The organism is Psychrobacter sp. SZ93C1 (assembly GCF_015864635.1).
GTDB lineage: Bacteria > Pseudomonadota > Gammaproteobacteria > Pseudomonadales > Moraxellaceae > Psychrobacter > Psychrobacter fozii.
In genome coordinates, this window is sequence record NZ_JADYWY010000003.1 from 63538 (window position 1) to 84486 (window position 20949).

General features: G+C 42.9%; 18 protein-coding genes. 13 read left to right on the top strand and 5 right to left on the bottom strand.

Features of this window, described 5'->3' with window-relative positions:
- Positions 1 to 9 precede the first annotated feature (9 nt).
- On the top strand, positions 10 to 1737 hold the full coding sequence (locus tag I6E83_RS04935; RefSeq protein WP_197100215.1) for a 2-oxo acid dehydrogenase subunit E2: 1728 nt from the start codon (positions 10 to 12) through the stop codon (positions 1735 to 1737).
- 239 nt (positions 1738 to 1976) lie between these two features.
- On the opposite strand, the gene I6E83_RS04940 is transcribed toward I6E83_RS04935, so the two are convergent.
- Positions 1977 to 2609 (bottom strand): OmpW/AlkL family protein, encoded by a 633-nt coding sequence (locus I6E83_RS04940; RefSeq protein WP_197100216.1) that lies wholly within the window; start codon positions 2607 to 2609, stop codon positions 1977 to 1979.
- 352 nt (positions 2610 to 2961) lie between these two features.
- Here I6E83_RS04940 and I6E83_RS04945 point away from each other — a divergent pair, with 352 nt between their 5' ends.
- Both I6E83_RS04945 and I6E83_RS04950 read left to right on the top strand, forming a co-directional pair.
- Positions 2962 to 3195 (top strand): hypothetical protein, encoded by a 234-nt coding sequence (locus I6E83_RS04945; protein ID WP_197100217.1) that lies wholly within the window; start codon positions 2962 to 2964, stop codon positions 3193 to 3195.
- Between the two features lie 102 nt (positions 3196 to 3297).
- Positions 3298 to 4281 (top strand): ion transporter, encoded by a 984-nt coding sequence (locus tag I6E83_RS04950; protein ID WP_197100218.1) that lies wholly within the window; start codon positions 3298 to 3300, stop codon positions 4279 to 4281.
- Between the two features lie 104 nt (positions 4282 to 4385).
- On the opposite strand, the gene I6E83_RS04955 is transcribed toward I6E83_RS04950, so the two are convergent.
- From I6E83_RS04955 to I6E83_RS04965, 3 genes are all read right to left on the bottom strand, one after another.
- Positions 4386 to 5030, bottom strand: coding sequence for a TerD family protein (locus tag I6E83_RS04955; RefSeq protein ID WP_197100219.1), 645 nt, complete (start codon positions 5028 to 5030; stop codon positions 4386 to 4388).
- 107 nt (positions 5031 to 5137) lie between these two features.
- On the bottom strand, positions 5138 to 6256 hold the full coding sequence (locus tag I6E83_RS04960) for a helix-turn-helix transcriptional regulator (protein WP_197100220.1): 1119 nt from the start codon (positions 6254 to 6256) through the stop codon (positions 5138 to 5140).
- Between the two features lie 167 nt (positions 6257 to 6423).
- Positions 6424 to 9252 (bottom strand): ATP-binding protein, encoded by a 2829-nt coding sequence (locus tag I6E83_RS04965; protein ID WP_197100221.1) that lies wholly within the window; start codon positions 9250 to 9252, stop codon positions 6424 to 6426.
- Positions 9253 to 9640: 388 nt separating this feature from the next.
- On the opposite strand from I6E83_RS04965, the gene rsmG reads away from it, so the two are divergent.
- The 10 genes from rsmG (at position 9641) to I6E83_RS05015 (ending at position 19649) form a co-directional block, all read left to right on the top strand.
- The gene (gene rsmG, locus I6E83_RS04970; RefSeq protein WP_197100222.1) at positions 9641 to 10357 is read left to right on the top strand and encodes a 16S rRNA (guanine(527)-N(7))-methyltransferase RsmG; all 717 of its coding nucleotides are present in this window, start codon (positions 9641 to 9643) and stop codon (positions 10355 to 10357) included.
- Between the two features lie 215 nt (positions 10358 to 10572).
- Entirely contained in the window at positions 10573 to 11352 is a 780-nt protein-coding gene (locus tag I6E83_RS04975; RefSeq protein ID WP_194197440.1) for a ParA family protein, read from the top strand.
- A gap of 141 nt (positions 11353 to 11493) precedes the next feature.
- Positions 11494 to 12642: a ParB/RepB/Spo0J family partition protein gene (locus I6E83_RS04980; protein WP_197100223.1), complete on the top strand. Its 1149-nt coding sequence runs from the start codon at positions 11494 to 11496 to the stop codon at positions 12640 to 12642.
- 85 nt (positions 12643 to 12727) lie between these two features.
- Positions 12728 to 13450, top strand: a complete 723-nt coding sequence (locus I6E83_RS04985; protein ID WP_110923040.1) for a MotA/TolQ/ExbB proton channel family protein — start codon at positions 12728 to 12730, stop codon at positions 13448 to 13450.
- Positions 13451 to 13568: 118 nt separating this feature from the next.
- Entirely contained in the window at positions 13569 to 14000 is a 432-nt protein-coding gene (locus I6E83_RS04990; RefSeq protein ID WP_110923039.1) for an ExbD/TolR family protein, read from the top strand.
- 90 nt (positions 14001 to 14090) lie between these two features.
- Positions 14091 to 15878, top strand: coding sequence for a lipid A export permease/ATP-binding protein MsbA (msbA, locus tag I6E83_RS04995; protein ID WP_227680819.1), 1788 nt, complete (start codon positions 14091 to 14093; stop codon positions 15876 to 15878).
- A gap of 75 nt (positions 15879 to 15953) precedes the next feature.
- Positions 15954 to 17090: a tetraacyldisaccharide 4'-kinase gene (gene lpxK, locus I6E83_RS05000; RefSeq protein ID WP_197100224.1), complete on the top strand. Its 1137-nt coding sequence runs from the start codon at positions 15954 to 15956 to the stop codon at positions 17088 to 17090.
- Between the two features lie 51 nt (positions 17091 to 17141).
- Positions 17142 to 17960, top strand: a complete 819-nt coding sequence (kdsB, locus tag I6E83_RS05005; protein WP_197100225.1) for a 3-deoxy-manno-octulosonate cytidylyltransferase — start codon at positions 17142 to 17144, stop codon at positions 17958 to 17960.
- Positions 17961 to 18054: 94 nt separating this feature from the next.
- Positions 18055 to 19188, top strand: coding sequence for a DNA polymerase III subunit delta' (locus I6E83_RS05010; RefSeq protein WP_227680820.1), 1134 nt, complete (start codon positions 18055 to 18057; stop codon positions 19186 to 19188).
- 113 nt (positions 19189 to 19301) lie between these two features.
- A complete protein-coding gene (locus I6E83_RS05015) occupies positions 19302 to 19649 on the top strand; it encodes a PilZ domain-containing protein (RefSeq protein WP_110923035.1) in 348 nt (115 codons plus the stop codon).
- Between the two features lie 137 nt (positions 19650 to 19786).
- Here I6E83_RS05015 and ppk2 read toward each other — a convergent pair whose 3' ends face one another.
- Positions 19787 to 20866, bottom strand: coding sequence for a polyphosphate kinase 2 (gene ppk2, locus I6E83_RS05020; protein WP_265091204.1), 1080 nt, complete (start codon positions 20864 to 20866; stop codon positions 19787 to 19789).
- Positions 20867 to 20949 lie beyond the last annotated feature (83 nt).

Consider the following 20949-nt stretch of genomic DNA (forward strand, 5'->3'; position numbering starts at 1 on the left):
AGATAAATCATGGACATTAAAGCCCCCGATTTGGGTGTTGATAGCGCCGAAGTCAGCGAGATTATGGTAGAAATCGGTGATGTCATTGCAAAAGATGACAACATTGTATTATTGGAATCTGACAAAGCCTCAGTTGAAGTGCCAAGCTCTGCTGCTGGTAAAGTCACCAAAATTAATATTGCTATTGGTGATCAAGTTAGCGAAGGCATGGTGCTGATTGAGCTTGAGAGTGCAGAAGACAGTGCGGAAAGTGATGATAGCGCTGCTGATGACAATCAAGCAGCGAGTGATGCAGAAGCTACTGCTAAGTCAGAATCAAAAGCTGAGCCAGCTGAGACTGAATCAAAGCCATCAGAGTCCAGTGCCAAGCCAGCTGCGAATGCTAGTAAGTCAACGACTCATGCACTACCTGATTTAGGTGTTGATGAAGCGCAAGTTTCTGAAATTATGGTCAGTGTGGGCGATACAGTGACTGCAGATCAGTCGATTCTATTGATTGAATCTGACAAAGCCTCTGTCGAAGTACCAGCACCAGAAGCCGGTAAGATTGAAAAAATCTTAGTCCAGACAGGTGACATGGTCGCCAATGGTCAAGACTTTATCGTTATTATGAGCAGTGGTACAGACGCTGCTGATGAGAGTGAGTCTGCATCAGATAGTTCTGAGTCGAAAGAGTCAGGACCAGCCAAATCAGAAGAGAAAGCTGCTGCTAAAACAACTGGTGAACCAAAACAGGCAGAAAAATCTACAACGCCTGATGTGGCCGCCAGTAAGAAAGCTGACAAGCTGACAGAAACACAAGTAAATGAAAAGCTGGTCGATGTTTATGCAGGTCCAGCCGTACGTAAGCTTGCACGTCAGCTAGGTGTAGATATCACACAAGTGAGCGGTTCGGCACTGAATGATCGTATTCTAAAAGAAGACTTGTTTGCGCATGTGAAAGAGAGTCTGACCACTCAAAAAGCAGCACCTGCTAGCAACGGTGTGGCAAGCTCAGGCTTACCGAGCTTGCCTGACATGAGTAATACTGAGGTTTGGGGTAAAACATCGACACTAGACCTTAGCCGTCTACAGAAAGTATCGATACCACAGCTCAATTACAATACATTGCTACCGCAAGTGACGCAGTTTGACTTATCAGATATCACTGAAACAGAAAAACTACGTGGCGAGCTAAAAGGTGGCATGAAAGCAGAAGGTATTGGCTTCACCATCTTGGCCTTTGTGGTCAAAGCGACTGCCTATGCATTGACTCAGCATCCACGCTTCAATAGTCATTTAAGCGATGATAATACTCAAGTTATCTTGCGTAAAAGTGTCAATATGGGTATAGCAGTGGCAACTGATGACGGTCTCATCGTACCAGTTATCAAAAACGTGCAAGATAAAGGTCTGAAGCAGATTGCAATTGAGATCGGTGAGCTTGCTGTTAAAGCGCGTGATAAGAAGCTCAGCACCAAAGATTTGCAAGGAGCGAGCTTTACTATTTCAAGCCAAGGTAACCTAGGTGGTACAGCATTTACACCACTGGTGAACTGGCCACAAGTTGGTATCTTAGGTGTGTCTGAGGCAAGTATGCAGCCACGTTGGGATGCTAAGAAGCAAAGCTTTGAGCCACGTCTGATGCTACCGTTGTCGCTATCTTATGACCATCGTGTGATTAATGGGGCGGATGCTGCCGTATTCACTCGTTATATCGCAACGCTACTGGCTGATCCACGCCGCATTTTGCTATAAATCTAAATACATAATAGTGTTGGTTTGAAAAAAGACTGTCTACGGACGGTCTTTTTTATGCGTTAAAGTTTGAGCGTAATTAAGATATATGGAGTATGCACAAACAGGCTCCATTAGCGCATTTGCAGTACACTTGGGTAGTAACTGCTTGTATTGTCGCTAAACAACAGACACAAAAAAGCCGGTAGATACCGGCTTTTTCATTACTATAAGTACGACTTAGTAAAACGGACTTCTAATTAGAAGCTTTTTACGTAAGCAACACCATATACCCAAGGGCTGATATCTACTTCACCAAGATCATCGCCATTTAGGCTTACGTCTGATTTGATGTCGATATAGCGTGCATCAATACGGAAAGCATCCGTTGGAGTGAATGGGAAATCAACACCGACATGGCCAGCAACGCCAACACTATCGTCGATATCTAAGTTAGCTGAGCTACCAGTGTATAGTTTTTCTTTAAAGAACGTCGTGTAGTTCACACCAACACCAATGAAAGGCTTGATGTTTAAAGGGATGTTGTAACCATCAAAGTGATACTGGACAGACAAAGTAGGTGGTAAATGTTGAGTTTCACCTTTAATTGTATCGCCATCAGCAGTTGTCAATGTGATGTCATGATTGAATGGAATCGCTGCTAGCAATTCAATACCAACGTTATTAGCAACGAAGTATTCGCCAGTAAGTGTTGGACGCGCATCGCCACCAACATCTACAGAGAGTGCGCCATCTGCAAGAGTACCGTTATCACTCTTAGGGTCAACATAATGTGCACCGGCAGCAACTGACCAAGTACCAGCAGGTACTGCAAAAGCAGTTGTCATAGTAAGTGCAGTAGCAGTGGCTAAAACTAGGGATTGTAGTTTCATCGTTTAGTTCCTCAATGTGATAGATGATTATGGGCCAGTTTCTAATAAGGGATAGCATTAGTTACTGATACACAATGTTATGATTGTTGATTAAACTGTAACATTATGACTCTATTATAGTACAAAACCGTTTTATCTGTAAGGTTTTAAATGTATATTAAAGATTTTTATCTCATAAATTACAATATAAAGTTATTTACATTGATATGTTTGGCATTTTTTTAAATAACCAACTATTGTGATGCTAATATGTAGTAGGTACATGTGTGACTATTTGCTTTAAGGTTCTAAGATATTTAGTGTTTCATTTCTTGAATGAATGATTATGGTATAAAAATAGGCGTAATATATTATGCTTGGCTACTGTAGTAACTCTCCTCTACGCTGTGACAATGCCTATTCTATAAAGATATTGAATCGGATGGACTCTTGCTGTCCTGAATGCTGTTTGTTTCTACTACCTGCGCAGGATGTCAGTCAGCAATTGAATGCCGATGAGCAGTTCCTAAGATTTGCCATTATGGTGATTATCTGTACGTTATTTACGGCAGTCTATATTTACTATTTTTATAGTACGTTACCGTGACTTCTCATAAATTTCTATTTTCGCGACTGGCAGCACGCTTATAGTACTATACTGTTGAGTATCTACTAATATAAGACCGGTGTTTCACCGCATAGGGACGGTATGCTATTCCAATCTATACGGCGCCTGCGTATTTTTGTTTATAATATTCTACAAAATGATGAGCATGACACGCTCTTCAGTCGCTATATCGACTATTTTTTAATATTTTTGATCATGACGAATGTGGCGGCGGTTATTGCAGAGTCAGTCGACAGTTGGTATTACCCTTACCAAGATTATTTTACGTGGTTTGAAAACTTTTCCATTGTGATATTTTCCATCGAGTATATGCTGCGGTTGTGGAGCGTGGCTGAAGTAAAACCAGATGGCACGACTTGGCGACAGCGTTGGAACTGGCTAAAAAGCCCGTCTGCGTTGATTGACCTGATCGCTATCATTCCTGCATTCTTGAACTTCTTTGTCTCTATCGATTTACGTTTTTTACGTATCCTGCGTTTATTTCGTATTCTCAAACTTACACGATATTTTGCTTCGATGCGTATTCTGCTGGTGGTCATCAGTAAGGAAAAAGGATCGTTCCAAGCGGTTATCTTTATCTTGATTATTATGATCGTAACGGCCTCTAGTGGGATTTATTTGGTTGAGAATCATGCACAGCCAGAAGAGTTTGAGTCTATTCCTAAAGCGATGTGGTGGGCTGTGGTTACACTCACGACAGTGGGTTATGGTGATGTCACGCCGATTACCAATGCTGGTAAAATACTGGGTGCAGTAATTACGATATTGGGTGTGGGGTTAGCAGCATTACCTGCAGGTATCCTCGCGACAGGTCTGGCCAATGAGCTTGCTCAGCGACGTGAAGGGCTTGAGCAGCACTTTCGAGAGCAACTGATCGATAGTGATTTTGATTTAGTACAGAATCAGATGATGATCGATAAGATTCGCCGCGAGCTAGGGTTAGATAAAGAGCAGGCACAAAATATTGTACTGCAAGTACTGCGTGAGCAAGAGCTTGAGCGCCGTGAAAAAGAGGTAGAAATAGGGCAGAAGAATTTTTGCTCACATTGTGGTGAGCGATTGTAGAAAATTACTTTTTTTACTATGAAGTGTGTTCAAAAAAGGGTGCAGCGTTTTTATAACGTCGCACCCTTTTTATACACTATTACTTGGTGAGTATCGTACGAATGCTATATCCCTTGTAAAGGGAGTGCACGTGCCAGCTCGTGAGCCACTTCTTGCGCGGCACTGGCCAAATCTTCGGCAGGCAGCGGTAAGTTTTGTAATGTTAGATGCCAGTCATCCACTTCTCGACGTAAATGAGCGACCCAAAGCGTTGTACAATCACGTGGTAACTTTTTGAGATTGACTTCAAAACAATGGTTACCCTCATCATCACTTAAGTGAATCTCGCCTGTTTTCACTCTAGAAAATGGATGACCATGGTAAGAGTTGGCAATCATAGCAATATGAGTGATATGTGTTGGAATTTTATCTAAGTATAGTCTGATCTGCTCTTGATCAAGAGGGGCCAAATACATCGCTTGCTCACCGCGATCTTTACCGTTTAAGCTATCACCTTGATGCTTAACCGATTCAGCTTTGTCACGCAATTGTTTGAACCAAACGATATCACTAATAGTACAGTTTTTGTCATACAGCACACAGGCCAAATCAATATCAATCGCGCTTTGATTCTTTTTAAAGCGCTTGAACAACCCTTTTGGTTCAATCTTAGTAAATTCATAGTTTAACGAAAAAAACAAGGTTCCTGCATCTAGGCCCAGTCCTCTTAAACTGTCTGACAGTAATGGTGATGGGGCAGTGATCGACATAGTGTTCCTTATTCGTTCTTAAATTTTAATAGAGGTATATTTAGTTTAGAAGTTTGAATACGTTTAACTGTTAGCGTCATAGCTATTAGTCGTTATTTATCCAGCCGCTATTCATCATCTAAAGACTTGTCTAATACCGCTTGATATAGCAGCTGAGGTTTTGCATCTAATAGACCACTGCCGAAACCGCGCAACCACCAGACCAATTGTGAAGTTAGATTGACCGTTGCCTGTATAGTCAGTTTGTCACCATCTAACGTAACTGTTTGATCGTCGCTGAGCTTGCTTTCAGTGAGGCTTTTGCCTGCTTGTGTGGTGAATTGTAGCTCGATAGCGGTATTTTTACCATGATCAGGCAGTTCACTGAATAATGGGTGACTAAAGCCCATGCCACCTGCATCTAAGTAAGTGTCGAGTTGAAAATTGTCAGGCGTTTTTGCCGCGCTTTCGAGTATCTCAACACTGGCAAATCGATGTAGAGCAAAGGTGCGGATGACCACTTCTGGATCGTCGGTACGAGTTGCCAGCAGGTAAATAATCACACCACGTTGAATGATAGCAATAGGGTTTAGGATATATTCACTAGATTGCGACTTATCACTGCGCGTATAACAGGCTTTAATTTGTAATTGATAAAATAGCGCGTGATAAATATTGTCTTTGCTATCCAAATCGATATGCGGGGCAATCAATGGCTGCGTGGCAGGTTCGATGCGTACTCTATCGATCCATGAATGGGTGACTTTGCTGTTTTTAAGTTGGCGCCGTGCTAAGTCAAACCAAGGAAACAGTTCATCCAAAATAACAGGGGGTAGTAATTGGGTGAGATTAGCCTCCACCATATTAAATGCCACCGCTTGTGATAAGTTCATATGCGGCAAGCTTTGTAGCGGCGCGTCATCGCACCAGCGCCAGCCTTGTGGATTGGCATTGTTTTTTTCGATAGGGAAACGTTTTGCCAGCGCATTTAAATCACGTTGTACCGTGCGTAGACTGATATCAAAACCTGCCATCATCAGCTGCTCGTAGATATGCGTGGTGCCTACCCAGCGATTGCGCTGTAGTTGCGATAGTACTTGCCATTGGCGAGCAGTCGTCGCTGCCCCATGTCGATTATCGTTGCTCACTTCCGAGGTACTACTGCTCTCAGCCGCAAGCGCTTTGGTTTGCTCGTTAGCGTCTGTCTGAGTTTGAATGTGATCGGCGTCAGTCGGATGTACAGTCATTAGGAAGTAGCCTTTATGAAGTATCGAGTCAGTTTTTATAGGGCAATTTTATATGCTAGCGGCGGGTCAGTGACCCTATATCATCGCAGAAAATCCCCGTAGCGTCTAGCAACGGAGATTATTCAATGATTCTGCTGTATATTAACTTATATAGCGTCAATACCTCACTAAGTGTCACTATCCTGAGTACTTGGTTCGTTATGTGTATCTGCTTCGCTATCAATGATTATAGTGCTGTCATTATCTTTACGTTTTTCTTTTTTTCTCTTATCTGCTTTCTTTTGACGTTTAGCTTTTTTCTGCTTTTTGTCTTTCTTTTTTGATTTTTTATCATCAATATCATCATCGCTATTTTGGTTCTCATCCCACAGCATCAGACGGCTTAAGACTTTTCCAAATAATGTTTCTTTACGATAGCGACTTTTTTTGTTCATGGTATCGATAGGTAGGCCAGTCATCAGCGTCAATGCCTCGCTCAGGGTATGGACACCATAGATGTGAAATTCATCCGCATTAACGGCAGCAATAATATCGTCGCGTAGCATGAGTTGTTTGACGTTGGCCATCGGAATGACAACACCTTGCTGGCCCGTTAACTCTTGCTCTCGGCAAGCATCGAAGAACCCTGCAATTTTGGAGTTGATACCGCCTACTGCTTGTACTTCACCCAACTGGTTCATAGAGCCAGTAATCGCAAAGGACTGATCAATCGGTACATTTGCTAAGGCAGATAACAACGCACAACCTTCGCTAACGGTGGCGCTATCGCCATCGATATGGGCATAGCTCTGCTCAAAAGCGAGTGACGCGCTAAAGTTTAAGGCATGATGTTGACTAAATAGGGCCCGCAAGTAGCTGGTCATAATTAGCATGCCTTTGGCGTGTAAGCTACCACCTAAGTCCACATCGCGCTCGATGTCTAAAATCTCACCCGTACCAATATTTGGCTGGATAACTGCAGTAAGACGTGCTGGCATGCCAAATTCACTATCGGCATAGCTGACCACCGTTAGCGCATTGACCTGTCCAACCGCATTGCCTTGCGTCTGGATAAGTTGCTGACCGTTTTTGAGCTCATCCCAATACAGGTCACGTAGGTACCCTGAGCGCTCATCCATATCTTCGATGGCTTGGGTGACGTGATTGGCATTGACGATGTTATTACCGCTCAAACGTGCATGGCGATTCGACTCATGCAACAACTTAATCAATAAATCACTGTGCAAGCTGAGTCGATCTTGGTCTTCTGCTTGTAAGCTCAAATGCTCAAGTAGAGTGGCTTGCGCACTACGATCGAACGGATAGAGGTTGGCATAATCAATAATGTCAGCCATTTTCGCGACCAATGCCAGTTCGTGTTCACTGGTGCGAACCACATCATCGTGGAAATCGGCACGAACTTTGAATACTGCATCAAATTCAGGCTCAAGCTCTAACAGCTCATAATATAAATCTGCCTCACCAAGTAAAATGACTTTAATATCAAGGTCGATAGGAGCAGGCGCTAGCGATAAGCTTCCTGTGAGTGTGAGCATCTGCTCAAGACTTGAGAGTTTAATTTTACGGGATTGTAGTGCACGCTTAAGACCCTGCCAAGCATATGGGTGCTCTAATAAATGACTGGCTTCCAATAATAGGTAACCGCCATTGGCACGATGTAGGGCGCCCGCTCGAATCATACTGACGTCAGTGGTGACAGTACCCAGTTGCGTGATTTGCTCGACATGCCCCAACAAATTTAAATGAGTCGGCAAATCTTCAAAGATAACGGGTGCGCCACTGTCAGGCGTATGACTGACAATGACATTGACTGCATAGCGACTAGGTGTTGTGGTCAGAACGGCCGTCACAAACTCTTCATCATCGCCATTAACGATACGCTCTACATGAGTGACCATATCGGAAAATATCGCTTTAAGATAATTAATAACCAGCAGGTGATTGGCAAATTGCTCATAAACAGGTGTAAATAAAGGTTGTAGCGCACGGCGTGCAATATTTCGATGCAGTGCTTCTATTGCATCATTAGCTTCGTCTTCTAACTGCTCTAAGGCAATAGTCAACTGACTCAAGCGTTTTTGCATGTGGTTTTTTTGGACAAAGTTATTTAGCTCAGCTTCGTATTCACTGTTGCCATATGCGTTAGTGCTGTCATCGTCATTGTTGTCAATACTGGTATTGATATTAGAAATATCAGCGGTATCATTGTCCTCTATCGTCGAAGGAGCTTCATCATTGTTAGAGGATTTTTCATGTTTGACATCAGCATCGCTATTTTCTGTAGGTAGCTTGCTTGGGTGCACAAACATGGCTTTGTTATCGAAAGAGCGGAACGTCAGCGCTAAGTCATACTGTTTACCTTCAGCATTGAGCACTTCATAAGCATGACTTTCTTTTTGATGCGTGTCATTTTTTATGGCTTCGATTTTACTTTGGTATTGGTCACTACGAAAGCGTTGACTCAGTCGCTTTTTGGCTTGTTGCCACAAGTTATTGACTTGCTGCTGCAATAGCGAAGCTTGACCGGCAGGCAGACGTAATGCCAACGGGGTGCGTGGATCGGTAAAGTTGTGCACATAGACCCAGTCATCAGGTGTCGGTGCATCGGCTGCAATGCGTGTCAGCAAGCGGCTGATTACGGTACGTTTGCCTAAGCCGTTTTCACCTGCTGCAAACACGTGGTAGCCACTGGCTTTGATGTCCAAAGCAGTTTGCAGGGCTTTGAGCGCGCGCTCCTGACCAAAGCCAACATCTAAATCTGGTGCCGTACGTGTGTCTGTCGGTAGCTCACTTAGCTCGCTATAACGCTTTAATTGCTCAGCGCTAATAAGGCAGCGCTGCTTTACCTCAATAAAGAGTGGGTGCGGTGCTTTTACTTTTTTGTCATTCGTCAATGTGTCTGTCAATTCAGCGATGGGTGTTGCCATATTTTTAGCGTCTTTTTTATTAGCGTCTCTTAATACTGTAGAGATAGGGGCGTGTGGCTGTTCGGTCATAGGCGTAGGACATATCTTCTTAAAAAGGTGGAGTGTTGATCTCTATAGTTGGTTTTATGCTATCAGGTATTCACATTCATGCTGAACTTTTTATACTTTATATTGAATAGTTAACCAAGAGATTTTACAAGGTATTTTACAAGATACAGCAACGTTTTAGCTAAATCATTAAACGCAATTTTGTATCATTATCAGATATACCAGTGTCTATGATGAATAAATGAGAGACAAATTAACAGTGAGTTTATGGCTATCAAAGCAGAATAACGCCTCAATACAGGCCTAGATAGTATAAGATGTCTCACATTGGCGCAATCTGCAACTATTCAATAGACAGAGTGCATGATAAAATAGACGGTTCACATGTCAAAACTGGATAACTCGTTGTATGTCAGCTTCCGATAAAATCACGTCATCATCTGCTAGTACAGGTACTATCCATATTGATCCTACTGGATTTGTAAAGCTTGGATCACAATTGCCAGTTCTGGCCAATACTCTGACGAAAGCCATTCATGAGCTAGGTCTATCCTTAAGTGAGACGCAGCAGCGCACACTATTATTGTACTTAGACCAGCTTTTGTTGTGGAATAAAGCGTATAATCTGACCGCTATTACTGATCCTGAAGAAGCTTTAATCAAGCATGTGATTGATTGTTTGGCTATTATAACGCATTTGCCATCGGGGTCATTGCTTGATATTGGTACGGGTGCAGGATTGCCTGCCGTGATTATTGCTATTTGTCAGCCTGAGCGCCAATGCACAGCACTTGATAGTAACCAGAAGAAAATCCGTTTTATTAAGCAAATCAGTAGTGAACTTGGTTTGAGTAATATGCAGCCGATTGCTTCTCGTATCGAAGCACATGAAGCAAGCTATGAGGTGGTTACCTCTAGAGCGTTCGCCAGTTTGATAGATTTCGTCGATGTGGCGCAGCCAAGACTAGCAGATAATGGTCACTTATGTGCTATGAAAGGTAAGGCGCCGAGTGAAGAAGAGCTGCAAGCATTGGATAGTGATTGGCACATAAAAACAATCAAGCTAAAAGTACCACGTTTGCATGATAGTCGTCATTTAATTGAATTGTCTCGTAAAAATGTCTAAGCTATGAGCACCTTTCAGTCATGAAATCGCAACTATGAAACAGTGACTGTCCGATTGTGAAACATAGTTTACGTCTTTAATTAAATGACATAATATTTAAATGGTATTGAGACAGAGCGAGTTATTTGTATAACGAATGACTGAGTATGCCTCGATTTTCAAATAGATAGCTAAAAAAATAATAGTAATAAATTCTAATTAAACTGAGTGAGTGTATGGAAATCATAGCGATTGCGAATCAAAAAGGCGGCGTGGGCAAAACCACGACGGCGGTAAATTTGACCGCTAGCTTGGCTGCAAAGCGTAAGCATGTACTACTGATTGACTTAGACCCACAAGGCAATGCCACCAGCGGTACGGGAGTGGACAAAAATGAACTCGCGCTGACCATCGCTGATGTTCTACTCGATGGTGTATCGTTGTCGGATGCTATTGTTACCAGTCCAGCAGGGTTTGATGTTATCGGTGCCAATCGTGATTTGGCTGGGATGGACATCACCCTGATGAACAAGACCAATAGCCATGAGCTGTTTAAAACAGCGATGGTGGCTTTGGTTAACGATCAGATAGCGGCTAAAAAACCTGCTTACGATTATGTCGTGATAGACTGTGCGCCCAGCTTGAATTTATTGACGATCAATGCCTTAGTTGCCACAGACAGCGTCATTATCCCGATGCAATGTGAGTACTATGCACTAGAAGGCCTAGCAGATTTGTCGCAGACGATTGAGCGACTCACGGAGCTGAATCCGAAGCTCTATATTCGCGGTGTGGTGAGAACGCTATTTGATGCGCGTAATACCTTGGCTCGCGATGTATCCGCTGAATTGGAAGCACATTTTGGCGATATCATGTATAAGACTCATATTCCAAGAAATATTCGCTTAGCAGAAGCACCTGCGCATGGTTTGCCAGTTATCGCATACGAGAGATGGTCAAAAGGGGCACGTGCCTATCAAAAGCTAGCCGCTGAAGTGATGAAGCAGAGCAGCTAGTTTTGGTTATAGATAAAAATTTGGTGATAAAAGCATCAACCAGATTAAATAACAAAGCACTAAATATCGTATTTATGAGTAATGAGTAAGCCGTATTCACAATCATTTGGCTTTTATTTTAGCGTTATAGGATAGGTAATCATGGCGAAGAAAAGAGGATTGGCTGCCAATCGAGGCTTAGATGCCTTATTGGGGTCAATCAAAAAAGAAAAGCAAATCACTGCGTCTGCCTTACAAGATGATATGGCAGCGCGTGATAATACTTTGCCAGCTGTAACGCCAGATACTGATACACCAAGCGATAGCACACCCGCTCAAACAGGTCGTGCAAAAGACAAAGAAAAGCTGACTGCAAAGCCAACGGCTGTGGAAGCTACTGATTCTGTTAATCGTAAGGCGCGGGTGCCGCGTACGATGAATAAGAGTGCCGCTAATAAAAATCGTGTTAGTGGAACAGACACCAGTGCTTCTGAAGATCAAATCAGTTTGGTACAAATCGATGTGACACGATTGCAAGCAGGTAAGTATCAACCGCGCCGTGATATGAGTGAAACGGCGCTTGCTGAACTAGCCTCTTCGATTGAACAGCATGGTGTCATGCAACCTATCGTTATCCGTCCATTATTGGCAAATGAAGACAAGAGTGAAGCATTTGTTACTCATGAAATCATCGCTGGCGAGCGCCGTTGGCGTGCTGCAAAAATGGCAGGTAAAGCAGTAATACCTGCGATTGAGCGTGCATTGTCAGATGAGTTGGCTATTGCATTGGCACTGATTGAGAATATTCAACGCGAAGACTTGTCCGTGATTGAGCAGGCAGCAGCATTACAACGCTTTCATACTGAGTTTGGTATGAGTCATGCGATGATTGCGGAAGTTGTGGGCAAGGCACGTACGACGGTATCGAATCTACTGCGCTTGAATCAGCTACACGATACCGTAAAAGATCATTTAGCCACTAGTGCGCTAGATATGGGTCATGCCCGCACGCTGTTGGCTCTATCTTCTGAACAGCAGCCGATTATTGCACAAAAAATCATCGATGGTGGCATGACCGTGCGCGAAGCTGAAAAGCTCGTGAAGTCAATTTTGCAGCCAGCTCCCAAAGCCAATCGTACTGAACAAGCACAGTCTCATGACGCGGAACGTTTGACACAAAGGTTAACGGATATGCTTGGGGCCGAAGTAAAGTTGAAGCATAAAAAAGACGGACAGGGTAGTGTTGAGATATTTTTCCAAAATCAAGATCAGTTGGCCGCCTTGATTAAGCACATAGAAGCACAGGCTTAAGGTATTCATCCAGTTTGTAATGACTGCACAAGTCTAAACTATCTTGGTTACCACTATTTTTATAAAAATATAAAAGAGAGCGAGTATGTGGGAGTTGGTAAAAGCGGGTGGTTGGTTGATGACGCCTATCGTGGTGTGCTCAATACTGGCATTGGTTATCATCATTGAGCGTAGCCATACTTTACAATTTAATAAAATTGTACCTAACAGATTGCGCGAACAATTGATAACGCGCCTACGCGAAAACGGCGGTATCGGCCGTACACAATTAATGAACGTGAAAGAAAAAACACCTTTGGGTGATATTTTGGCAACGGGTTTGCTTTATCGTCAGTATGGTTTAGAGTCAATGACGATGCATATGCAAAACCGTGCGAGCGTACAAGTTCATCAGTTAGAGAAAAATATCAATATGCTTGGCACTATAGGTGCGATTGCACCGTTGCTTGGTTTGTTGGGTACGGTATTGGGTATTATCTCTTCTTTTTTAGCGATTACTGATGGCGCGATGCAAGACCCAACGATGCTTGCTGCTGGCGTATCACAGGCATTGATTACAACTGCTGCTGGTATGATTGTTGCGATTCCTGCATTGGTTGGCTATCGTTATTTTCAGCGCCGGATCATTGATATCAATGCCCAGTTTGAAACCCAAGCAGGATTGATGATTCAAGAGTTGTATGACTATCAGTTGCTAGGAAATGTGCATACTTCTGGCTTTGATACGCTTAATCCTGATGTTTCATTACATGGCACGATAGGTAATGATTCGGTAAGTTTAAGCGACGGAGTCACAGTGACTTCTTAGTACTATTTTTAATACTATTAGTATTATTTTTAGTACTAAGGGTCAGATGAATTATCTAGTCATCCTATTTGCATTTTAAACACGCCTTAAGCATAGTAAAAATATTAAAGAGAGTGATATGCGCTTTAGAAAACCAACCGTTGAACCACTTGAAATCAATCTAACACCAATGATTGATTGCTTATTATTTTTAATTGTATTTTTGCTGCTTGCGACCTCATTTAATCATTTTAGTCGCTTGAATATTATTCTTCCTGAAGCTGAAGGTGTCGCACTGACAGAACAAAATAACAGCATTGAAGTGGCAGTACAAGAAGACGGCAGCTATTTGGTAAATGGTATCACCCTTGGCAGTAGCAATGAGGCTGAATTGATCAGCATGCTACAGCAAGAGGCGGGTAGTAATCGTGATATGCTATTTGTGATCGCTGCTGATGCTAACGCTACCCATCAATCTGTGGTACGGGTGATGGATGTCGCAGGAAAACTAGGGTTTTTGAACCTTAATATCAGTACGGTTGTACCACTTGGCCAACCGTTACCGCAATAATGTATGGCTATATTAGTGTCATAAATACTCCTATAAAACTGTGCTTTGAGTACAGTTTATTCATATCATGATACCCAAATTGAGGCTTTTATGAGCCAAACATATCAATCCGACTCTACAAAAAAATCTGCTAAAAAATTGTCAGCAGAGCCATCAGATGTACCTAAGCGTACGACATTATTGCGCCTGTTACGCTATCTTAAGCCATATTGGTGGGCGTTAGCATTAGTGGTTTTAGGTTTCGCTATCAATGCTGGAACAGAGATATGGGTGGCCAAACTTCTACAGTACATCACTGATGCTATCAATCAAGGTGATCAAAGCAAACAGAATTTGTTTCCATTATTGATCATCACATTGTTCTTTGTGCGTGGTTTGGGTAGTTTTTTGGGTAATTACTATTCTGCTTTGGTTTCACGAAATCTGGTATATGAATTGCGAGTAGAAGTTTTTAATAAGCTGTTGCGTTTGCCAAGCTCATTTTATCTTGCCAATCCAGCAGGTACTATCTCATCAAAGTTGATATTTGACGTTGAACAGGTCACAGCAGCCAGTACAGAGTCAATGAAGACCTTGCTGCGTGATGGGTTGACAGTATTGGCATTAATTGGATTTTTGCTCTACAGCAATTGGCGCTTAACTTTAATTTTATTTCTCGTACTGCCACCGATATTATGGCTCATTCGCATAGCATCTAAGCGTTACCTAAAATTGTCTAAGGGTATTCAAGAGACGATGGGTGATGTTAGTCATATTACCAACGAAGTTATTGGTGGCTATCAGGTGGTTAAAAACTATGGCGGACAAGCATACGAAGCCGAACGTTTTGACAAAACATCAAAAAAGAACTTGCTCCAAGGTATGAAGGTAGTCGTTACCAATAGTATCAATACGCCAGCAGTACAGCTACTGATGGCAATAGCCATGTCTGTTGTGGTGTGGCTCGCACTGCGTCCCTCAGTCATCAATAACATCTCGGCCGGTGAGTTTATCTCATATATTGCAGCTGCTGGATTACTCAGTAAACCAGTGCGTTCACTGACGGATATTAATCAAAAGCTGCAAAAAGGTATCGCGGCTGGTGAGTCAATTTTTGCTCTACTAGATGAGCCAGAAGAAAAAGACACGGGTGTGATCAGCTCAGCCCTAACGGGTGAGATGAAGCTTGATAATGTCAGTCTGATCTATCCGGATTCGACAGTGGCACTGCGCGACTTTACGTTAGATATACGTGCAGGAGAAACCGTTGCACTGGTAGGGCGTAGTGGTGCGGGTAAATCATCTTTAGTAAATCTATTGACACGCACCTTATCAACTTCTGCAGGGCAAATTACTTTAGATGGTATACCAATCGAAGATATCAAACTAGAGAGCCTACGTGCTCAAATTGCGATGGTCAATCAGCAAGTGGTTCTGTTTAATACGACGGTATTTAACAACATCGCTTATGGCAGTTTAGCAAATAAGAGTCAGTCCGACGTTGAGCGTGCCGCAAAAGATGCATTCGCTCATGACTTCATAATGAAGATGCCAAATGGCTACCAAAGTGAAATCGGTGCCGAAGGTTTGCAACTATCAGGTGGGCAACGTCAGCGCTTGTCTATCGCGCGTGCACTACTAAAAGATGCGCCAATTCTCATTTTAGATGAAGCGACCAGTGCGCTAGACAATGAATCAGAGCATTATATTCAGCAAGCATTGGATAATGTGATGAAAAACCGCACGACATTAGTGATTGCACATCGATTGACTACTATTGAGTCTGCTGATCGTATCGCCGTGTTGGATGCAGGGCAGATTGTCGAGCTAGGCACGCATACAGAGTTGATGCAGTTACAAGGCCATTATGCACAGATGTATGACCGTGATTTCGAATAGAGTCATGTGACTCTATTTCAATATGCATTTTATGATAAAGCAGCACTGAATTTATAGAATAAGTGGTCAATAAACATGAGCATTGAAGCGACAGTGACACGTGCATGGCAACGCCAAGCTCTTTGGTTGTGGCTATTGCTACCCATTAGCTGGTTGTATGGACTCATTACCATGCTTCGTCGTCAAGCTTATAGAATTGGTTTGCTATCAAGTTATTGTGCGCCCATTCCCATCATGGTCATCGGAAATATCAGTGTCGGTGGTAGCGGTAAGACACCATTGATTATTGCTTTGGTCAATGAGCTACAATCACGAGGCGTCAAGGTGGGGGTCATTAGTCGCGGTTATGGTGGTGATACCAGTCAGATGCCAGCATTGGTTAATATAGATAGCTTACCTAATATAGTTGGCGATGAGCCGTGTTTAATCGTTAGCATGACAGGTGCCGCGATGGCAGTCTGCCCCAATCGTCAGCAAGCAGTAACTACCTTATTAGATGCTTATCCAGATTTACAATTAATTATTGCAGATGACGGTTTGCAGCATTATGCATTGCAACGTGATATCGAGTGGATTGTCGTTGATGCAGCACGCGGTTTTGGCAATGAGCAACTACTTCCCACTGGGTTTTTACGTGAGCCAATGTCACGATTAGAAGGCGCAAATGTCATTTATCATGAAAAGTTAGAAACAGGAGCAGTTTATCAAGATAATAATACTCTGCCTCTAGCCAGTCGTTCGACTATGCATTTAGTGCCTGATAAATTGCAGCGCCTGTGGCAACTTAAATTAACTGATGCTAGAGCTACTGACTCCAAAGTGAAAATTGACATGCCTGAAAAGGGTAGTCAGGTACATGCTGTGAGTGGCATAGGTTATCCGCAGCGGTTCTTCGATACCCTAAGTTCACTAGGCTTTGATGTCATAGGTCATCCTTATCCTGACCATTATGATTTTAGCTTGGCTGAGCTCCTGCAGTATCGCGATGATCCGATAGTCATAACCAGTAAAGATGCAGTGAAAATTAGAGCATTGCTAGTCGAATATACAAGTAAGCAAGCACTGAGTGATGAGTATGAAGAACTGGCAAGTAGACTGTGGGTGCTACCAGTGACAGCCGTACTTTCTGATAATTGTTATGACAATCTAGACGAGCAACTAAAGACACTAGGTATTCAGTCTGATCCTGATATCAGTATGAAAACTACGTGATAGATAACCGCTAATACTTTACATTGCCGCAAAATTTTATAGGAACAAACCATGTCATCAGTCGCCATACCTGCCAAAACTCATATTGTCATTCCTGCTCGCTTTAAAAGCACACGACTACCTGGCAAACCATTGCTACAGATACATGGTAAGCCAATGATTCTTTGGGTGGCTGAAAAAGCTCAGACAGCACACTTTGCAGATGATATGTGCATTGCAACTGATGATGCAGATATCGCGAAGGTATGCACGGATGCAGGATTTGATGTCGTAATGACTAGCCCTGATCATGCCTCAGGCACAGATCGGCTAGCCGAAGTGGCTGCCATAAAAGGTTGGGCTGACCATGATATTGTGGTCAATATGCAAGGCGATGAGCCGTTGGTACCACCGTTATTATTAGAGCAGGTAAAAGCACTTCTAGTCGCAGATGATGAGAGTGTGATGGCCACTTTATGTGAGCCTATCGATGACTATGAGACTTTTATGCGCCCATCAGTAGTAAAAGTGGTCAGTCAACAATCCAATGATTTACAGCGAGCGCTTTATTTTAGTCGCGCGCCCATTCCTTGCGATCGTGATGTCGTGTTGGCTGAGGATAATCAAAGACAACCACCGAAAAATGCGTATCGTCACTTGGGCTTATATGCTTATCGCGTGCGTCTATTACAGCAGTTTGTCCATTGGCCACAGACACCGCTCGAAATGCTAGAAAGCTTAGAGCAATTACGTGTGTTAGAAAACGGTGGTCATATCGCGATTGCTGCCGCCGCTTGTCATTTACCAGCAGGTGTCGATACGCAAGAAGACTTAGATCGTTTAAATGATATGAGTCTAGCTGACTTTTTAAATCCTATCGGTAGTCTATAGATTAATAACCCAATTAAAAATTTATATCTTTTATTTAAAGCGTTATCAACGCGCTATATCCTGAATAATCGAGCAATGTTATAGGGCGACAGCTATGAATGACGCAACGGGAAATATGGGTACAGCAGATATCAACGACGGCATTTATTTTGCGCCCTTATTACCATGGCAGCAGTCGTTATGGTCACAACTGACAGAGCGAGTATTGCAGCAGCAGTCCTTACCTCATGCGCTACTAGCAGCAGGTATGCAAGGTATGGGCAAGCGTGCTTTTGTATGGCGACTGGTCGCTTGGTTGCTATGTCGCAGCCGTGACAGTCATCCAACAGGTGCTTGTGGCATGTGTGAGAGCTGTCAATGGCTGAGATCAGGCACCCATCCGAGCTTGCAAGTATTGCCACTGGTCAGTATGCCTATCAGTGCAGAGCATGCTGATAGCAAAGAAAAGTCAAGCAACACCGCTAAAGACAAAAAATCTAGTAAAACTGCTAGCAATAGTGCTCTCAAGACTAAAATTGATGATATCCGTGCCTTGCAACCTTTTATTTATCAAGGTGGACAAGGAATGCGGATTTGCGTGTTAGATCATGCGGAGAAAATGACCATTGCTGCAGCCAATGCCCTACTAAAAACCTTAGAAGAGCCACAAGCACAAGTTCATCTGTTTCTGATCAGTGATACGCCTGCCCAGTTGCTGCCGACCATTAAAAGCCGCGTACAACAGCTGGCATTACAAACGATTGAGCCTGCGATAGCTGTTGACTATGTAACAGGTGAGCTGGGCCATACTATCAATCGTGAAGCAGTCAGTACCGCTGCCATTCATCAACTTATTCAGCTGGCAAATGGTGCGCCTTTAGCGGCGATAGCACTGGCACAAGCGCCTTGGTATAGCAAGCGTGCACTGTGGTTGACGACGTGGCAAGCGTTACGTAGTGGTAAACGTAGCAGTATCGCAGCCAGTGATTATTGGCAAAATCAGCTTAACATCGCAGAGTTCATCCAACTGTCTGAGCTGATGCTGCTCGATATACGCCGTGTTTGTCTAGGGCTGGATGAGCTACAAAAAGATGTCAACTTATCAGCATTGCTAGAGGCTTATCAACCGACTGATAGTGGGTTGGAAGCATTTGCTAATAGCTTGCAACAAACCAAAATTGCACTACAACAAAATGTGCAAGAAAAATTTGCCTATGATAAGCTAATGCAAGAACTGGCATACTTATAAAGCAATTTTTATGGCATTTGATAATCGTTTGGGAATGGTTTTAATGCTTTGCTCTACATACCGTTAGTCACTCATAAAAATATACTTAACCCAATTAATAAAGGAAGCTAACTATGGCGATGCCAGGACGCGGTGGGGTATTAACCTGCCATATTGAAAATATCGAAATGCTATATGCTAGCTACTTATCCTTTGTAAGTAATGGGGCATTGTTTGTACCTTCGACTCAAGACCAACAGCTAGGTGATGAAGTGTTTATCGCAGTTACCTTACCGAACTCTAGCGAGCGTTTACCTATGAACGGTAAGGTGGTTTGGATAAACTCTAAAACACAAGGTGGTCGTCCAGCAGGTTTTGCCGTACAAATTGGGACAGATATTTCTGGTCAGCGGATCAAAAACGAAGTTGAGCGCCTATTGGCTGGTAAAGTAGATGGTTTGCAGGCGACTTATACGATGTAGTCTTTACAACCATTAATATTTTTATCCATTACGATAATTAGTTGTGAACAAATGCCGCTATAGAAAAGTAGCCTTATACTTGGTATAAGGCTGCTTTTTAGCAAACATATAAAAAACTGGCGGAATGTGAGAGTGTTCTAATAGCGCGGTGGCACATACATATCGTTTGGGATAGGTTCACGGTAGTATTCATCATCACGCTTACGATTCGGCAATTCGACCTCGTCACGAGGTATTTCTTTATAAGGAATTTGTTCGAGTAAATGGGCAATGCAGTTTAGCCTAGCACGTTTTTTATTGTTGCCTTCTACTACCCACCATGGCGCTTCAGGAATGTGAGTTCGTTCAAACATGGTTTCTTTGGCTTTGGTGTAATCTTCCCAACGTCGGCGCGACTGTAAATCCATCGGTGAGAGTTTCCACTGCTTAAGCGGATCATATATTCGGCTCATAAATCGCGCATGCTGCTCATCATCGGTAATAGAAAACCAGTATTTTACTAGGCGAATACCTGAGCGTACGAGCATGCGTTCAAACTCAGGTACTGATTGAAAAAACTCTTCATACTGTGCATCTGTACAGAAGCCCATCACGTGCTCAACACCGCCGCGGTTATACCAACTACGGTCAAACAGTACAATTTCACCAGCTGCTGGTAAGTGGGCGACATAGCGCTGAAAATACCACTGCGTCTGCTCGCGTTCTGTGGGAGCGGGTAATGCGGCAACACGGCACACTCTAGGGTTTAAACGCTGAGTGATGCGTTTAATGGCACCACCTTTACCAGCAGAATCACGCCCTTCAAAGATAACAACGATGCGCTCACCGCGATCAACGACCCAGTCTTGTAGCTTTATAAGCTCGCGTTGTAGCCGGACCAATTCATGAAAGTATGTTCGTCGGTCTAGCTTTTCCTGCTCGCTCATCTCGCGGCCATCAAAACGAAAATCACGTGCACAGTCATCTATTTCATTTTCTAGCTCTTCATCATAGGTATCGATTAAATCTTGATGCATTTTTCGACGCAACTCATCATCCAGAACTTCTTTTTCGATACGCTCTGAAAGAATAGCTTGTTCTCGATTGTATTGATCTACATGCTCTTTAGTCGCTAAAGATTCAAAATCAGTCGTTGTACGTGGTTCTGACATCACAAATTTTTCAGAACCGAAGATGACTTCCCTTAGCTTTTCTAATAAATATTTTGTCTTACCCATAAATATTACCTTTGGTTGGCATATTGGATTTTGTAAGATACTACTCCTGGTTCACTTTTATAATAACAAACTATAGGCAATAA

What these genes read in the sequence shown, in the direction of transcription:
- I6E83_RS04940 (WP_197100216.1), bottom strand. Translation starts at nt 2,609, where the DNA reads ATGAAACTACAATCCCTAGTTTTAGCCACTGCTACTGCACTTACTATG.
- I6E83_RS04935 (WP_197100215.1), top strand. Translation starts at nt 10, where the DNA reads ATGGACATTAAAGCCCCCGATTTGGGTGTTGATAGCGCCGAAGTCAGC.
- kdsB (WP_197100225.1), top strand. Translation starts at nt 17,142, where the DNA reads ATGTCATCAGTCGCCATACCTGCCAAAACTCATATTGTCATTCCTGCT.
- I6E83_RS04980 (WP_197100223.1), top strand. Translation starts at nt 11,494, where the DNA reads ATGGCGAAGAAAAGAGGATTGGCTGCCAATCGAGGCTTAGATGCCTTA.
- I6E83_RS04945 (WP_197100217.1), top strand. Translation starts at nt 2,962, where the DNA reads ATGCTTGGCTACTGTAGTAACTCTCCTCTACGCTGTGACAATGCCTAT.
- I6E83_RS04960 (WP_197100220.1), bottom strand. Translation starts at nt 6,256, where the DNA reads ATGACTGTACATCCGACTGACGCCGATCACATTCAAACTCAGACAGAC.
- I6E83_RS04985 (WP_110923040.1), top strand. Translation starts at nt 12,728, where the DNA reads ATGTGGGAGTTGGTAAAAGCGGGTGGTTGGTTGATGACGCCTATCGTG.
- I6E83_RS04955 (WP_197100219.1), bottom strand. Translation starts at nt 5,030, where the DNA reads ATGTCGATCACTGCCCCATCACCATTACTGTCAGACAGTTTAAGAGGA.
- lpxK (WP_197100224.1), top strand. Translation starts at nt 15,954, where the DNA reads ATGAGCATTGAAGCGACAGTGACACGTGCATGGCAACGCCAAGCTCTT.
- msbA (WP_227680819.1), top strand. Translation starts at nt 14,091, where the DNA reads ATGAGCCAAACATATCAATCCGACTCTACAAAAAAATCTGCTAAAAAA.
- ppk2 (WP_265091204.1), bottom strand. Translation starts at nt 20,866, where the DNA reads ATGGGTAAGACAAAATATTTATTAGAAAAGCTAAGGGAAGTCATCTTC.
- I6E83_RS04990 (WP_110923039.1), top strand. Translation starts at nt 13,569, where the DNA reads ATGCGCTTTAGAAAACCAACCGTTGAACCACTTGAAATCAATCTAACA.
- I6E83_RS04950 (WP_197100218.1), top strand. Translation starts at nt 3,298, where the DNA reads ATGCTATTCCAATCTATACGGCGCCTGCGTATTTTTGTTTATAATATT.
- I6E83_RS05010 (WP_227680820.1), top strand. Translation starts at nt 18,055, where the DNA reads ATGAATGACGCAACGGGAAATATGGGTACAGCAGATATCAACGACGGC.
- I6E83_RS04965 (WP_197100221.1), bottom strand. Translation starts at nt 9,252, where the DNA reads ATGACCGAACAGCCACACGCCCCTATCTCTACAGTATTAAGAGACGCT.
- I6E83_RS04975 (WP_194197440.1), top strand. Translation starts at nt 10,573, where the DNA reads ATGGAAATCATAGCGATTGCGAATCAAAAAGGCGGCGTGGGCAAAACC.
- I6E83_RS05015 (WP_110923035.1), top strand. Translation starts at nt 19,302, where the DNA reads ATGGCGATGCCAGGACGCGGTGGGGTATTAACCTGCCATATTGAAAAT.
- rsmG (WP_197100222.1), top strand. Translation starts at nt 9,641, where the DNA reads ATGTCAGCTTCCGATAAAATCACGTCATCATCTGCTAGTACAGGTACT.